Genomic DNA, 15,110 nt, shown 5'->3' with positions numbered 1-15,110 from the left:
CCTGGGGGGCGTTGTCAGTGGTCGGGTGCATCGTGGTTCCAGCAGTCGTCGAGCGGCTGCGGAGCATTGGAGGGGGACCATGGCCACGACCGGGAACGAGACCACCGCAGAGGCGCTGCGACCGCACGCCGAAGACGCCTTCGCGCACGAACTGAAAGCCTTGGAGGCCGCCGACGACCGGCCCCGCCCGGCCCGTTGGAAGCTCTCCCCGTGGGCCGTGGCGACGTACCTGCAGGGCGGCACGCTCGAGGACGGCACCGTCATCACACCCAAGTACGTCGGCCCGCGCCGGATCGTCGAAGTCGCCGTCAGCACCCTCGCCACCGACCGCGCGCTGCTGCTCCTCGGCGTGCCCGGAACCGCCAAGACCTGGGTGTCCGAGCACCTCGCCGCGGCCGTCAGCGGAGACTCCACCCTCCTCGTCCAGGGCACCGCCGGCACCCCGGAGGAGGCCATCCGCTACGGCTGGAACTACGCCCGCCTCCTCGCCCACGGCCCGAGCCGCGAAGCACTCGTACCGAGCCCGGTCATGCGGGCCATGGCGGAGGGCATGACCGCCCGCGTCGAGGAGCTCACCCGGATCCCCGCCGACGTCCAGGACACCCTCATCACCGTCCTGTCCGAGAAGACGCTCCCGATACCGGAGCTCGGCCAGGAGGTGCAGGCCGTGCGCGGCTTCAACCTCATCGCCACCGCCAACGACCGCGACCGCGGGGTCAACGAGCTCTCCAGCGCGCTGCGCCGGCGCTTCAACACCGTCGTCCTGCCGCTGCCCGCCACCGCCGACGCCGAGGTCGACATCGTGGCCCGCCGCGTCGACCAGATGGGCCGCGCCCTCGACCTGCCCGCCGCCCCGGAGGGGCTGGAGGAGATCCGGCGCGTGGTCACCGTCTTCCGCGAGTTGCGCGGCGGAGTCACCGTCGACGGGCGCACGAAGGTCAAGTCGCCCAGCGGCACCCTGTCCACCGCCGAGGCCATCTCCGTGGTCACGGGCGGCCTCGCCCTGGCGGCCCACTTCGGAGACGGCGTCCTGCGTCCCTCCGACGTGGCCGCGGGGATCCTCGGGGCCGTCGTCCGGGACCCGGCCGCCGACCAAGTCGTCTGGCAGGAGTACCTGGAGGCCGTGGTCCGCGAGCGCGACGGCTGGAAGGACTTCTACCGGGCCTGCCGGGAGGTGACGGCGTGACGGGGCGGACGGCGGGTCCGCTGCTGTTGGGCGTACGGCACCACGGGCCCGGCTCGGCCCGTGCGGTGCGGGCCGCCCTGGACGCGGCCCGGCCCGCGGCGGTGCTGATCGAGGGCCCGCCGGAGGGGGACGCCCTGCTCCCGCTGGCCGCGGACCCGGGGATGCGGCCGCCCGTCGCGCTCCTCGCCCACGCGGCCGACGATCCCGGCCGGGCCGCGTTCTGGCCGCTGGCCGACTTCTCCCCCGAATGGGCCGCCATCCGGTGGGCGCAGGAGGGTGAGGTGCCGGTCCGGTTCATCGACCTCCCGGCCGCGCACTCCCTGGCCGTGCCGGAGAGCGGGGAGGGAGCCGCGGGCGGGGGAGAGGGCGGGGACCGGGACGGGGAGGGGCCCGGAGAGGGGCACGGGGCGGCGCCCGGCTCCGTACGGCTGGACCCACTGGGCATGCTGGCGGAGACCGCCGGGTACGACGACCCCGAGCGGTGGTGGGAGGACGTGGTCGAGCACCGCGGCGGGTCCAGGCCGACGGCCGACCCGCTGGGCGTGTTCGAGGCTCTGGGCGAGGCCATGGGTGCCCTGCGCGAGGAGTACGGGGCGGGCGGTCACCACCGGGACCTGGTGCGCGAGGCGTACATGCGGCAGCGGATGCGGGCCGCGCGCCGGGAGTTCGGCGACGACTACGCCGTGGTCTGCGGGGCCTGGCACGTCCCGGCCCTGCGGGAGAAGACCACCGCGGCCGCGGACAAGGCCCTCCTCACCGGGCTGCCCAAGGTCAAGGTGGAGACCACCTGGGTGCCCTGGACCCACCGGCGCCTCGCCCGGGCCGGGGGGTACGGCGCGGGCATCACCTCGCCCGGCTGGTACGCACACCTCTTCGCGGCCCGGGACCGGCCCGTCGAGCGCTGGCTGACCAAGGTCGCGGGCCTGCTCCGCGAGGAGGACCGGCACGTGTCCCCGGCCCACGTCATCGAAGCGGTCCGGCTCGCCGACACCCTGGCCGCCATGCGGGGCCGGCCGGTGCCGGGGCTCACGGAGACCCTGGAAGCGGTCCGGGCCGTGATGTGCGACGGCTCCGACATACCGCTCGCGCTGATCGAGGACCGGCTCGTCGTCGGGGACGTGCTCGGCGAAGTCCCCGACGCGGCGCCCGTCGTACCGCTCCAGCGCGACCTGACCCGGCAGCAGCGCTCGCTGCGGATCAAGCCCGAGGCGCAGGACAGGGAACTGGAGCTCGACCTGCGCAAGGACACCGACGCGGCGAAGTCCCTGCTGCTGCACCGGCTGCGGCTGCTCGGCATCGACTGGGGCGTCCCGACGGCCTCCCGGGGGAGCACGGGCACCTTCCGCGAGACCTGGCGCCTGCGCTGGGAGCCGGAGCTCGCGGTACGGGTCGCCGAAGCCGGCATCTGGGGAACCACCGTCCTCGGGGCGGCCACCGCTAGGGCCGAGGCCGACGCGGCGGGCGCCGGGGAGCTGGGCGAGGTCACCGCCCTGGCGGAGCGGTGCCTGCTGGCCGGGCTCTCCGGGGCGCTGCCCGCCGTCCTGCGGGCCCTCGCCGACCGGGCCGCGCTGGACACCGATGTGGCGGGCCTGGCCAAGGCCCTGCCCGCGCTGGCGCGTTCGCTGCGCTACGGGGACGTACGGGGCACCGACGCGGCGGCGCTGGGGACGGTGGCGGCCGGGCTCGCGGAGCGGATATGCGTGGCCCTGCCGCCGGCCTGCGCGGCGGGGCTGGACGCCGACGCGGCGCAGGAGCTGCGCGGGCACGTGGACGGCGTGCACGGCGCGATCGGGCTGCTGGAAGTGGTGGACGCGGACGGGCTGCGGGAGCGCTGGGCGGCGGTGCTGCGGACGCTGGCCGGGCGGGACACCGTTCCCGGGCTGATACGAGGGCGGGCGGCGCGGCTGCTGCTCGACGACGGGCGGCTGCCGCCGGAGGAGACCGCACGGCTGATGGGGCTCTCGCTGTCCCCGGCGTGCGCGCCGGCCGAAGCGGCGGGCTGGATCGAGGGGTTCGCGGGCGGGGGCTCGGGCGGCGGCACGCTGCTCGTGCACGACGAGCGGCTGCTGGGGCTGATCGACGGCTGGCTGGTGTCGGTGCCGGAGCGGGCGTTCGTCGATGTGCTGCCGTTGCTGCGGAGGACCTTCGGCGGGTACGAGGCGGGGGTGCGGCGGAGCCTGGGGGAGCTGGTGCGGCGGGGGCCGGGCGGGGGGCCGGCCGGGGTGAGTGCCGGGGCGGCGCCGGCCGGCTTCGGGTCGGAGCTGGACCCGGTCCGGGCGGACGCGGTGGTGGACCTGGTCCACCTGTTGCTGGCGGGGGCGCGGGGCTGACCGCCCCGGCGGGGCGGGGCCCCAGCGGCCGGGGCCGGGGTCGCAGCGGTCCGGGCCGGCCCGGACCCGGCGGGGCGGCGGCGGTATCGGTCGGGGGACGGCCCGCGCCGGCCGACGCAGGTTGATGGGCGTGACCAGAGCGAGGGGTGGGACCGATGGAGATGGCTGGTGCGGAAGTGAGTGGCGGCGACGCGGAGCGCTTGCGGCGGTGGCGGATGGTGCTCGGTGGCGGAGAGGGGGACGGGACCGGGTGTGCGCTGAGCGGGGCGGATGCCGGGATGGACGCCGCGCTCGGGGCGCTCTACGGGGCTGAGGGCGGCGGCCGCAAGCGGGCGGGGGAGCGGTCGGCCGGGCTCGGGGGGTCCGCGCCCCGGGTGGCGCGCTGGCTCGGGGACATCCGGACCTACTTCCCCACCTCCGTGGTGCAGGTCATGCAGCGGGACGCGATCCAGCGCCTCGGCCTGTCCGCGCTGCTGCTGGAGCCCGAGATGCTGGAGGCGGTGGAGCCGGACGTGCACCTCGTCGGCACCCTGCTCTCCCTCAACAAGGCCATGCCCGAGACCACGCGGGAGACCGCCCGCGCCGTCGTCCGCAAGGTGGTCGAGCAGCTGGAGAAGCGGCTGGGCAGCCGGACGCGGGCCACGCTGACCGGCGCGCTCGACCGGTCCGCGCGGATCAGCCGGCCTCGGCACGCGGACATCGACTGGGACCGGACCATCCGGGCGAACCTGAAGAACTACCTGCCCGAGCACCGGACCGTCGTTCCCGAGCGGCTCGTCGGGTACGGCCGCGCCGCTCGGGCGGTGAAGAAGGAGGTCGTGCTGTGCATCGACCAGTCGGGTTCGATGGCGGCGTCCGTCGTCTACGCCTCCGTCTTCGGGGCGGTGCTGGCCTCGATGCGGTCGATCGCGACCCGGCTGGTCGTCTTCGACACCGCGGTGGTCGATCTGACCGACCAGCTCGACGATCCCGTCGACGTGCTCTTCGGTACCCAGCTCGGCGGCGGCACCGACATCAACCGCGCGCTCGCCTACTGCCAGTCGAAGATCACCCGCCCCGCCGACACCGTCGTCGTCCTCATCAGTGATCTCTATGAGGGCGGCATCCGCGACGAGATGCTGAAGCGGGTTGCGGCGATGAAGGCGGCGGGGGTGGAGTTCGTGACGCTGCTCGCGCTGTCCGACGAGGGCGCGCCCGCCTACGACCGGGACCACGCCGCGGCCCTCGCCGCGCTCGGCGCCCCGGCCTTCGCCTGCACTCCCGACCTGTTCCCGGAGGTGATGGCCGCGGCCCTGGAGAAGCGGCCCCTGCCCGTCCCGTGACGCCCGCGGACCGCCTTCGTACCGCCCGCCGACCGCCCTCGTAGGGCTCTCGTACCGCCGGTGCGGGGGTCCGTAGGGGGCGCCCCGTCGTGGCGGATCATCGGCGGATCGCACGAAGACGCAGTTCAACCGTGAGGCGATCTGTGACAGGTATCACCGCTCAGGTGTGATCTGCGATTTAGGGACCTACGTCCCACGGGGATAACCTGCGGGACGGACATGCCGCGTCCACGGTCACCGTGTGCGCCTTCCTTGTGACAGCGCCGTCACGTTGCCCTCCGCGGCACGCCCACGCAGATAGCAGACAACCGCGAATCACTGCGAATCTTTAAAAAAGACAAGGGACGGACGCGCGTGGACCTGTTCGAGTACCAGGCGAGGGACCTCTTCGCCAAGCACGGTGTACCGGTGCTGGCCGGTGAAGTCATCGACACGCCTGAGGCAGCCCGCGAGGCCACCGAGCGCATGGGTGGCAAGTCGGTCGTCAAGGCTCAGGTGAAGGTCGGCGGCCGAGGCAAGGCCGGCGGCGTGAAGCTCGCCGCCACCCCGGACGAGGCCGTCGCCCGTGCGACGGACATCCTCGGGATGGACATCAAGGGCCACACGGTCCACAAGGTGATGATCGCCGAGACCGCTCCGGAGATCCTGGAGGAGTACTACGTCTCGTACCTCCTCGACCGCACCAACCGCACCTTCCTGGCCATGGCCTCGGTCGCGGGCGGCATGGACATCGAGCAGGTCGCCGAGGAGACCCCGGAGAAGCTCGCCAAGGTCCCGGTGAACGCCAACGAAGGCGTGACCATCGAGAAGGCCCGCGAGATCGTCGCGCTGGCGCAGTTCCCGGCCGAGGTCGCCGAGAAGGTCGCCGAGGTCCTCGTGACCCTGTGGGCGACCTTCATCGCCGAGGACGCGCTCCTCGTCGAGGTCAACCCGCTCGCGAAGGTCGCCAACGGCGACGTCATCGCGCTCGACGGCAAGGTCTCGCTCGACGAGAACGCCGAGTTCCGCCAGCCGGGCCACGAGGAGTTCGTGGACCACGCTGCCGCGAACCCGCTCGAGGCCGCCGCCAAGGCGAAGAACCTCAACTACGTGAAGCTCGACGGCGAGGTCGGCATCATCGGCAACGGCGCGGGTCTCGTCATGAGCACCCTCGACGTCGTCGCCTACGCCGGCGAGAACCACGGTGGGGTCAAGCCCGCCAACTTCCTGGACATCGGCGGTGGCGCCTCCGCCGCCGTCATGGCCAACGGTCTCGAGATCATCCTCGGCGACCCGGACGTCAAGTCCGTGTTCGTCAACGTCTTCGGTGGCATCACCGCGTGTGACGAGGTCGCCAACGGCATCGTCCAGGCGCTGGCCCTGCTGGAGGAGAAGGGCGAGGCGGTCACCAAGCCGCTCGTCGTCCGTCTCGACGGCAACAACGCCGAGCTGGGTCGCAAGATCCTCTCGGACGCCAACCACCCGCTGGTTCAGCGCGTGGACACCATGGACGGCGCGGCCGACAAGGCCGCCGAGCTCGCGGCTGCGAAGTAAGGGCAGAGGTCACAGACTCACATGGCTATCTTCCTCAACAAGGACAGCAAGGTCATCGTCCAGGGCATGACCGGTGCCACGGGCATGAAGCACACCAAGCTGATGCTGGCTGACGGCACCAACATCGTCGGCGGCGTGAACCCGCGCAAGGCCGGCACGACCGTCGACTTCGACGGCACCGAGGTCCCGGTCTTCGGCTCCGTCGCCGAGGCGATGGAGAAGACGGGCGCCAACGTCTCCGTCCTCTTCGTCCCGCCGGCGTTCGCCAAGTCCGCCGTGGTCGAGGCGATCGACGCCGAGATCCCGCTGGCCGTCGTCATCACCGAGGGCATCGCGGTGCACGACTCCGCCGCCTTCTGGTCGTACGCCTCCAGCAAGGGCAACAAGACGCGGATCATCGGCCCGAACTGCCCGGGTCTGATCACCCCCGGCCAGTCCAACGCCGGCATCATCCCGGGCGACATCACCAAGCCCGGCCGCATCGGTCTCGTGTCCAAGTCGGGCACGCTGACCTACCAGATGATGTACGAGCTCCGTGACATCGGCTTCTCCTCCGCCGTCGGCATCGGTGGCGACCCGGTCATCGGCACCACGCACATCGACGCCCTCGAGGCGTTCGAGGCGGACCCCGACACCGACCTGATCGTCATGATCGGCGAGATCGGCGGCGACGCCGAGGAGCGTGCGGCGGACTTCATCGCGAAGAACGTCACCAAGCCGGTCGTCGGCTACGTCGCGGGCTTCACCGCCCCCGAGGGCAAGACCATGGGTCACGCCGGTGCGATCGTCTCCGGCTCTTCTGGCACCGCACAGGCCAAGAAGGAAGCCCTGGAAGCCGCGGGCGTGAAGGTCGGCAAGACGCCGACCGAGACCGCGAAGCTGGCGCGCGAGATCCTGAACGCCGCGCAGAAGTAGTAGGAGCAGCCGCCTTCGGCTGTACGTGCAGACGGGCGTGGCCCGCACCCTGTGAGGGGTGCGGGCCACGCCCGTTTCCGCATGCGAGGTACGCGAGGCACTACGCGAGTGATGTCTGCCGCGCAGCTATTCGAGGCTCGGCGAGATCCGGGAGGGTCCGGCCGACGGATCGGACAGCAGCTTGTCGTGGAGCTGGCGGCCCTCGTCCGTGAGCTGCTGCGGGCCGCTGTGCGGGGGCACGCCCGACACGCTCGCGCCGGGGGCGCGCGGAGGTTCGTACTCCGTTGGAGCGGTCACCCAGGTGTAGGCCGTCGCCGCCGCGATGACCGCGGACACCCCGACCACCGCACGCGTCCACAGCCGGGTCCGGTGCTCGCCGGACAGTCGTACGACGGCTGCCGCGCGCGGCTCCAGCCGCCCGGGCGGCCTCAGCGTGCCGAGCCGCTCGCGCAGCACCGCGGACTGCTTCGCGGGCGCTACGCCGTCCAGCTCGGGGAGCACGTCGGCGAGGTCGGCGTGCGCGTTGACGAGCCGGCTGCCCGCGGTCGGCGTGGACGCCTCGGTCTCGGCGGCGGTGTCGGGGAGGTCGAGCCCGACGCCGTCGTAGAGCAGCACGGTGCGGCGGTGTGCCGGGGGCAGCTCGAGCATCGCGTCCAGGAGGACGCGGTCCGCGGGGTCGGCCGGGGGCTCGTCCGGGTGCCGGTGGGACCGGCGGAACCGGTGCCAGGGGGAGAGCGCGTACTCGTACGTGGCCGCGCGCACCCACCCCACCGGATCGGGATCGGTGGCGACCTCGGGCCAGCGGTCCCAGGCCAGCTGGAAGGCGCGCTCCACGGCTTCGCAGGCGAGGGCGTGGCGGCCGGTGAGGAGGTAGGCCTGGCGGGCCAGGGCGGGGGCGGTGCGGTCGTAGAGGGCGTCGAAGGCGGAGGTCGGGGTGGCCTTCGGCGGGGCCTCGGGGGCCTCGGCAGGGTCGGCGTCGGCCGCGGCGGCCGGGGGACCCGCCTTGGTGGCGCCTTCCCCGGGTGCGGAGGGATGCGCGGAGTCGGGTGCCGAGCCAGACGCAGAGTCAGGCGGGGCATCCAGCGCGGAGCCAGACGCGGAGTCAGGCTCGGAGGCCCGCTCGGAGTCCGGTCTGGTGGCCGTACCGGAGCCCGGCCCGGTGACCGCAGCGGTGTCGGGGCCGGTGGTGCTCGTGCGGGCGGCGGCTTCGGTGCCCGGTCCTGCGGGGTTCCCCCCGCCCGGGCCGGCGGCCTTTCCTGAGCGGGGCTCGGAGTCGCCTCCGGTGGCTGAGTCGGTGTCAGGGGGCGTGCCCGTACCGGTGTTCGTGGCCGTGCTCGGGAGGGCGGGGCCGCCGGGGCGGAGGGTCGCACGGCCGCCTCCGCCATGGCCGCCGCCCGTGCCGGCTCCCGCCCTGACCGGGGACTTGGACTCGTGCCGGGGCGTCCCGACGGGGGGCTTCGAGGCACGCTTGACCGCGGCCTTGGGCCGGGTCTGCGCGCCGACGGGCCGGGTGAGCCCGCGCATCATGCGCAGCCCGAACCGCCCCTCGGGGGCCTCTGCGGCAGCCGCCGTGTCCGAGTCCACATCTGAATCCGCGTCGGATTCCGCCTCCGAGCCCGAGCCCAAGCCCGAGCCCGCGTCGGCGAGAGCGGCGCTGCCGAGCGTGCTGCCGGGGGTGGCACCCGGAGCTGACGCCGCGTCCGTGTCCGTTCCGTCGGGGCCGGTTGTGGCGGAGCCGGCTGCGGTGGTGGACCCGGTGGCGGATGCCCCCGGAGCCCCGGCGGGGTTCGCGCCGCTCTGCGGCGTGGCCGTGCCGTTGGCCCAGGCGGGGTGCGGCGTGGGCCGGTTGGACGTACCGGTGGCGGCGGCCGCTGTCCCGGTGCTGTCCGCCCGGCCCCGCGTGCGGTCGGTGGCGGAGCCCGCCTCCGGGGCGTCGGCCTGGTCCGGGCGCGCTGCGGCAGCGGTCCCCCGGTCCGAGTTCCGGCCCGAGCCTGGGCCTGAGTTCCGGTCAGACTCCCGCTCCGGGCCCTGGTCAGACCCCCGGTCCGGGCTCTGGTCCGAGCCCTGGTCCGGGCTCCGGTCCGAGTTCCGGTCAGACCCCCGCTCCGGGCTCTGGTCCGAGCCCCGGTCCGACCCCCGGTCCGGCCCCCTGTCCGAGCTCCGGTCCGGGCTCCGGCCCGAGTTCCGGTCCGAGTTCCGGTCAGACCCCCGCTCCGGGCTCCGGTCCGGTCCCTGGTCCGGCCCGCGGCCCGACCCCCCGCCCGATCCGTCCCGGGCGGCCGAGCCCTCGCCCCGGGCCGTGGGGCCCGCGGGGGCGGGGTCCCGGGAGGCTTCGGCCGCCAGGCGGGTCAGGAGCTTGGAGTAGGCCTCGAGCTTCCGGCCCCGGGGGTGGGTGCGGCCGGTCTCCCAGGAGCGGACCGTGTTCGAGGTGACGCCCACCGCCGCCGCGACCTCTTCGTGCGTCAGGTCGGCCGCTTCGCGCAGGCGTCGGCGTTCCTTCGGGGTGGGGAGGCCCAGCTCCGCGACGCTTTGTGTCATGCCACACTCCCCGCGACCCGGACGCCCTGAGCGAAAAAGTACATAAACGTATATTGAGCGACACCACGGTCATTCGCCTGTTACCCGCCCATAGCGCGTGTCGTTGGCACCATGGCGGGGTGACCCAAGTGACCGAACGCGGGACCTCGTTGCCCACGCCCCCACGGGCCCCCGTACGGCGCCGTTCACCGGCGGCCGCCGCGTGTGTCGTGGGTGGCGCCGTCGCCGCGGTGCTGGGGCTCGGCTTCCTCGCCGTGCTCGTCATCGTGCTGTGGATCAGCTCCCCCTACCCCGACAGCGGCCCCGGCGGCGCCCTGCACCTCGCCGCGGGCCTCTGGCTGCTCGCCCACGGGACCGACCTCGTCCGCTACGAGACCCTCTCCGGGGTGCCCGCCCCCGTCGGCCTGACCCCGTTGCTCCTGGTGGCCCTGCCCGCGCTGCTCATCCGGCGCGCCGCCCGGCTGGGCAGCGCCGCGCAGGAGGACCGGGGCGCGGAGCCGCTGCCCGCGGCCGTGGTGTTCTCCGCGGTGCTCTGCGGCTACCTCGGGGTCGGCGCCCTCGCCGTCGTGTACGCCGCCGCCGGGCCGATGCCCGCCGACCCCCTCAGTGCGGCCTGGCACCTGCCGGTCGTCGCCGCCCTGGCCGCCGCGGGCGGGGTCTGGGAGTCCCGGGGGAGGCCGCTCGGCCAGCTGACCGGGTCGCTGCCCGGCCGGCTGACCCGGCCCCGCTACGCCCTGGCGCTACGGGCCGGCGCCGGCGGGGTGCTGGTGCTCCTCGGCGGCGGAGCCCTGCTGGTCGGCGCCTCGCTGGCCTGGCACGGGGCGGAGGTGCAGGGCTCCTTCGCGGCGCTGACCGGGGTCTGGTCGGGCCGCTTCGCGGTGCTGCTCCTCGCCCTCGCGCTGATCCCGAACGCCGTCGTCTGGGGCGCCGCCTACGCCCTCGGCCCCGGCTTCGCGCTGGGCACCGGAGCCGCCGCGACCCCGCTCGGCTTCGGCGGCTCGCCCGCGCTGCCGGACTTCCCGCTGCTCGCGGCGCTGCCCGGGGCGGGTCCCGGCACGCCGCTGACCTGGGCCGTCGGCGTGGTGCCGGTGGTGGCCGGGCTGGCGGTGGGCTGGTTCGCGGTACGCCGGGCGCGCGAGGTCTCGTACGGGGAGACCGCGCTCACGGCGGCGCTGGGCGCGCTGGTGTGCGCCCTGCTGACGACCGCCCTCACCGCGGCCTCGGCCGGGCCGCTCGGATCCCGGGAGCTGGCCGTCTTCGGCCCCGTGTGGTGGCAGACGGGCGGAGCGGCCCTGGGCTGGACCCTGCTCCTCGCGGTGCCGCTGGCCGTCACCGTGCACGCCTGGCGGAACCGGCCCGCGAGGGGCCTGGCCGGTGAGGGCTCCGGGGACGGCTGGCACGACAGCGGCGTCCGCGAGGTCCGCTGGGCGGCCCTGCGCCGTGCGGCGGGGACTTTGATCCCGGACTTCTCCGGTACGCCGTCGGAGGGTGACGGGCCGCACCCGGCCCAGGTTGCGAACGAGGGGCCGGAACGGGGGACGGCGGCGGGAGTCCGGCCGGCGCCCGCACCGCCGAAGCGCCCCGTGCTGGTCATGCCCGGCCTCAAGCTGGACCTGACCCCGATCCCGCTCCCCGCGCTCCCCGCGGAGCCGCCGGAGAGAGCGGCCGCGCCCGCGGCCGAAGCGCTCGTAGCGGCGGCCGGAGCGCCCCTTCCGGCGCCCCCGGCGCCGCTCCTGCCGCCGGTGACCGGAGTCCGCGTACTGACCCGCCGGAAGCCGCCGGAGGCCATGGGTGACGGAGCGGAAACCGACCCCGGACAGGCCCTGCGGGATCCGACGGAGACGACCTAGCTAGCGCTGGACCTCGAGCATCTTGCCGATGAAGTTGTCCGGCAGCAGGTCGTTGCACTGCAGCTCGGCCGCCTTGGTGAGGGCGTCCTGCTTGCAGACGTAGAAGTCCTTGTACGTGAGCTGCACCGCGTACGAGGACAGGGCCAGCAGGATCGCCAGCGAGGCGGTGACCAGGCCGCTCGTGGCCGCCGTCCGCTGGGGGCGGGCGGCGGCGCCCATCGCCGCCAGTCCGCCCCGGGCCGCTCCGGGCGCCGCACCGTCGGCGGCGTCCGTGTCCGGGGCCGCGCCCCGGCCCGTACCCGTACCGATGTCCGCCGCCGAGGCGCGCGGGCCGGTCGGGCCCGAGGCGCCCTGCGCCCCGTCCCCGGACGGCTTCGCCTTCGCAGGGACCCCGCGCAGCGCGCTGATGCCCCAGTACAGGGCGAGCGCGCCCAGCAGCAGCCCCATCGACGGGATGCCGAAGACCCCGAAGAAGAAGCCCCACATTCCGGCCAGCAGGGCGTACCGCGCCCGTCGCTGGATCGGGTCCGTGGGGTCCCAGCGCGCCGGTCCCGACCCTGGGTCCGCGCCCGGTCCCGACCCTGGGTTCTGCCGGTCGCGGCCGTCACCGCCGGCGCGCGGCTCCCAGAGCTGGTCGGGCCGCCCTTCCGGGGGCGCCGCGAAGGGGTTGTCGTCGGTGGAGCGGTCGGGCTGGGGGCGGTCCGGCATCGGGTGTGTTTCATCCCCTGTGTCGTGGACGCCCGCTGGGACGTCCGAGGCCTGTTTACGGCGTGTACGCCAGACGCTACCGCCCGCCCGTCCCCCCGTCCCTCGGGGGCCGTCCGGTGTGCCGGTATCGTTGCAGGCGGTCGGTGGCTTCGTAGGGTCCCCCGTATATCGGTGACCCCGAGTTTCATGCGATCGCACAAGACGAACGACGCGCCCCCGGTTCACGCCGGGAGGCGCCCCCGCTCGACGAGAAAGGGCCTCCCATGGCCGCCTCCCGCCTGGTCGTGCTGGTCTCCGGATCCGGCACCAACCTCCAGGCCCTGCTCGACGCCATCGACGCCCACCCCGGCGGATCCGAGGGCTTCGGTGCCGAAGTCGTCGCCGTGGGAGCCGACCGCGAGAACATCGCCGGCCTGGAGCGTGCCGAGAAGGCCGGGATCCCCACCTTCGTGTGCCCGGTCAAGGCGTACGCGACCCGCGCGGAGTGGGACGCGGCGCTGACGGAGGCCACGGACGCGCACGCGCCGGACCTCGTGGTCTCGGCGGGGTTCATGAAGATCGTCGGGCCGGAGTTCATCGGCCGCTTCGGCGGCCGGTTCGTCAACACCCACCCCGCACTCCTCCCGGCCTTCCCGGGCGCCCACGGCGTTCGGGACGCCCTCGCCTACGGCGCGAAGGTCACCGGCTGCACCGTCCACTTCGTGGACGCGGGCGTGGACACCGGTCCGATCATCGCCCAGGGTGTGGTCGAGGTTCGGGACGAAGAGGACGAAGCCGCTCTCCATGAGCGGATCAAGGAAGTCGAGCGCGAACTGCTCGTCGACGTCGTGGGGCGCCTGGCCCGGCACGGCTACCGCATCGAGGGACGAAAGGTAACAATCCAGTGACCGCCGCAGAGGCCGCAGGGACCGTAGAGACCGTGACCGCAGAGGGCGAGGACCTCGCCGCGTCGAAGCGCCCGATCCGGCGCGCGCTCATCAGCGTGTACGACAAGACGGGCCTGGAAGAGCTGGCCCGCGGTCTGCACGAGGCGGGTGTCGCCCTCGTCTCGACCGGCTCCACCGCCTCGAAGATCGCCGCCGCCGGGGTGCCCGTCACCAAGGTCGAGGAGCTGACCGGCTTCCCCGAGTGCCTCGACGGCCGGGTCAAGACCCTGCACCCGCGCGTGCACGCCGGCATCCTCGCCGACCTGCGCCTGGAGGACCACCGCAACCAGCTCGCCGAGCTGGGCGTCGAGCCCTTCGACCTGGTGATCGTCAACCTCTACCCCTTCCTCGCGACCGTCCGGTCGGGTGCGACCGAGGACGAGTGCGTGGAGCAGATCGACATCGGCGGCCCCTCGATGGTCCGCGCCGCCGCCAAGAACCACCCCTCGGTGGCCGTGGTCACCAGCCCGGCGCGCTACGACGCCGTCATCGCCGCCGCCCAGGGCGGCGGCTTCGACCTCACCGCCCGCAAGCGGCTCGCGGCCGAGGCCTTCCAGCACACCGCCGCGTACGACGTCGCCGTGGCCTCCTGGTTCACGAACGCGTACGCCCCGGAGCCGGAAGCCGTACTGCCCGAGTTCCTGGCCGGCGCCTGGGAGCGCAAGTCCACCTTGCGCTACGGCGAGAACCCGCACCAGGCGGCCGCGCTGTACACGGACGGGCAGCCGGGCGGGCTCGCCAACGCCGAGCAGCTGCACGGCAAGGAGATGTCCTACAACAACTACGTGGACACCGACGCGGCCCGCCGCGCCGCCTACGACCACGAAGAGCCCTGCGTCGCGATCATCAAGCACGCCAACCCGTGCGGCATCGCGGTGGGCAAGGACGTCGCCGAGGCCCACCGCAAGGCCCACGCCTGCGACCCGGTCTCCGCCTTCGGCGGGGTCATCGCCGTCAACCGCCCGGTGAGCGTCGAGCTCGCCGAGCAGGTCGCGGAGATCTTCACCGAGGTCATCGTCGCCCCCGACTTCGAGCCGGGCGCCGTCGAGGTCCTCGCGAAGAAGAAGAACATCCGCGTCCTGAAGGTGGCGGGCACCCCGCACCAGCCGGCCGAGCTCAAGCCGATCTCCGGCGGCGTGCTGCTCCAGCAGAGCGACCTGGTCCGCGCCGAGGGCGACGACCCGGCGAACTGGACGCTCGCCACCGGCGATGCCCTCTCCGCCGACGAGCTCGCCGACCTCGCCTTCGCGTGGAAGGCCTGCCGCGCGGTGAAGTCCAACGCGATCCTGCTCGCCAAGGACGGCGCCTCGGTCGGCGTCGGCATGGGCCAGGTCAACCGCGTCGACTCCGCGAAGCTGGCCGTCGAGCGGGCGGGCGCCGAGCGCGCGCAGGGCTCGTACGCCGCCTCCGACGCCTTCTTCCCCTTCGCGGACGGCCTGGAGATCCTGACGGCCGCCGGCATCAAGGCCGTGGTCCAGCCGGGCGGTTCGATGCGCGACGAGCTGGTGATCGAGGCCGCGAAGGCGGCGGGCGTGACGATGTACCTCACCGGGACCCGTCACTTCTTCCACTGACCCGGACGCCTCACCCGGCAGACATGCGGCGAAGGCCGCGACCCGCGGCAGTGCGGGTCGCGGCCTTCGCCGCAGCCTGGGAACGGCCCGGACACGGGGCTGGCGGAACCCCCTCACCAGGCCGTGGCCCGTTCCTTGATCTAATGACCGCGATGACCGCGATGACCGCACGGAGCGGGGCAACCTGAGCAGGGCAGCCTGAGCAGGGCATGCGGCAGGTCGACGGGG

At 74.1% G+C, this 15,110-nt stretch carries 10 protein-coding genes; 8 read left to right on the top strand and 2 right to left on the bottom strand.

What is annotated here, in order from left to right; translation table 11 throughout:
* The first annotated feature begins 79 nt into the window (after window positions 1-79).
* The 5 genes from ACFYYB_RS16650 to sucD all read left to right on the top strand — a co-directional run bounded on the left by ACFYYB_RS16650 (window position 80) and on the right by sucD (window position 7,286).
* A complete protein-coding gene (locus tag ACFYYB_RS16650) occupies window positions 80-1,186 on the top strand; it encodes an AAA family ATPase (protein WP_327305024.1) in 1,107 nt (368 codons plus the stop codon).
* Window positions 1,183-3,516, top strand: coding sequence for a DUF5682 family protein (locus tag ACFYYB_RS16645; RefSeq protein ID WP_389435917.1), 2,334 nt, complete (start codon window positions 1,183-1,185; stop codon window positions 3,514-3,516). Before ACFYYB_RS16650 ends, ACFYYB_RS16645 begins: the two co-directional genes overlap by 4 nt.
* A 161-nt stretch (window positions 3,517-3,677) precedes the next feature.
* The gene (locus ACFYYB_RS16640) at window positions 3,678-4,838 is read left to right on the top strand and encodes a VWA domain-containing protein (protein WP_389436230.1); all 1,161 of its coding nucleotides are present in this window, start codon (window positions 3,678-3,680) and stop codon (window positions 4,836-4,838) included.
* Window positions 4,839-5,192: 354 nt separating this feature from the next.
* A complete protein-coding gene (gene sucC / locus ACFYYB_RS16635) occupies window positions 5,193-6,371 on the top strand; it encodes an ADP-forming succinate--CoA ligase subunit beta (protein ID WP_243630001.1) in 1,179 nt (392 codons plus the stop codon).
* Window positions 6,372-6,392: 21 nt separating this feature from the next.
* Window positions 6,393-7,286: a succinate--CoA ligase subunit alpha gene (sucD, locus tag ACFYYB_RS16630; protein WP_327305020.1), complete on the top strand. Its 894-nt coding sequence runs from the start codon at window positions 6,393-6,395 to the stop codon at window positions 7,284-7,286.
* A 126-nt stretch (window positions 7,287-7,412) separates the two neighbouring features.
* On the opposite strand, the gene ACFYYB_RS16625 is transcribed toward sucD, so the two are convergent.
* Window positions 7,413-9,824: a helix-turn-helix domain-containing protein gene (locus tag ACFYYB_RS16625; RefSeq protein WP_389435916.1), complete on the bottom strand. Its 2,412-nt coding sequence runs from the start codon at window positions 9,822-9,824 to the stop codon at window positions 7,413-7,415.
* A 119-nt stretch (window positions 9,825-9,943) separates the two neighbouring features.
* On the opposite strand from ACFYYB_RS16625, the gene ACFYYB_RS16620 reads away from it, so the two are divergent.
* The gene (locus ACFYYB_RS16620; protein ID WP_389435915.1) at window positions 9,944-11,674 is read left to right on the top strand and encodes a DUF6350 family protein; all 1,731 of its coding nucleotides are present in this window, start codon (window positions 9,944-9,946) and stop codon (window positions 11,672-11,674) included.
* Here the strand turns inward: ACFYYB_RS16620 and ACFYYB_RS16615 are convergent, their stop codons facing one another.
* Window positions 11,675-12,382 (bottom strand): hypothetical protein, encoded by a 708-nt coding sequence (locus ACFYYB_RS16615; protein ID WP_389435914.1) that lies wholly within the window; start codon window positions 12,380-12,382, stop codon window positions 11,675-11,677. It abuts the gene before it with no gap.
* Window positions 12,383-12,645: 263 nt separating this feature from the next.
* On the opposite strand from ACFYYB_RS16615, the gene purN reads away from it, so the two are divergent.
* Both purN and purH read left to right on the top strand, forming a co-directional pair.
* Window positions 12,646-13,269, top strand: a complete 624-nt coding sequence (gene purN / locus ACFYYB_RS16610; protein WP_327305017.1) for a phosphoribosylglycinamide formyltransferase — start codon at window positions 12,646-12,648, stop codon at window positions 13,267-13,269.
* Window positions 13,270-13,301: 32 nt separating this feature from the next.
* Window positions 13,302-14,882, top strand: coding sequence for a bifunctional phosphoribosylaminoimidazolecarboxamide formyltransferase/IMP cyclohydrolase (gene purH / locus ACFYYB_RS16605; RefSeq protein WP_389435913.1), 1,581 nt, complete (start codon window positions 13,302-13,304; stop codon window positions 14,880-14,882).
* Window positions 14,883-15,110 lie beyond the last annotated feature (228 nt).

It is taken from the genome of Streptomyces sp. NPDC002886, from assembly GCF_042888445.1.
GTDB lineage: Bacteria > Actinomycetota > Actinomycetes > Streptomycetales > Streptomycetaceae > Streptomyces.
This window is presented reverse-complemented; position numbering and strand designations above follow the sequence as displayed.

Coding starts and splice junctions, on each gene's coding strand:
- ACFYYB_RS16650 (WP_327305024.1), top strand. CDS start 80: ATGGCCACGACCGGGAACGAGACCACCGCAGAGGCGCTGCGACCGCAC.
- ACFYYB_RS16640 (WP_389436230.1), top strand. CDS start 3,678: ATGGCTGGTGCGGAAGTGAGTGGCGGCGACGCGGAGCGCTTGCGGCGG.
- purN (WP_327305017.1), top strand. CDS start 12,646: ATGGCCGCCTCCCGCCTGGTCGTGCTGGTCTCCGGATCCGGCACCAAC.
- ACFYYB_RS16615 (WP_389435914.1), bottom strand. CDS start 12,382: ATGCCGGACCGCCCCCAGCCCGACCGCTCCACCGACGACAACCCCTTC.
- sucD (WP_327305020.1), top strand. CDS start 6,393: ATGGCTATCTTCCTCAACAAGGACAGCAAGGTCATCGTCCAGGGCATG.
- ACFYYB_RS16625 (WP_389435916.1), bottom strand. CDS start 9,824: ATGACACAAAGCGTCGCGGAGCTGGGCCTCCCCACCCCGAAGGAACGC.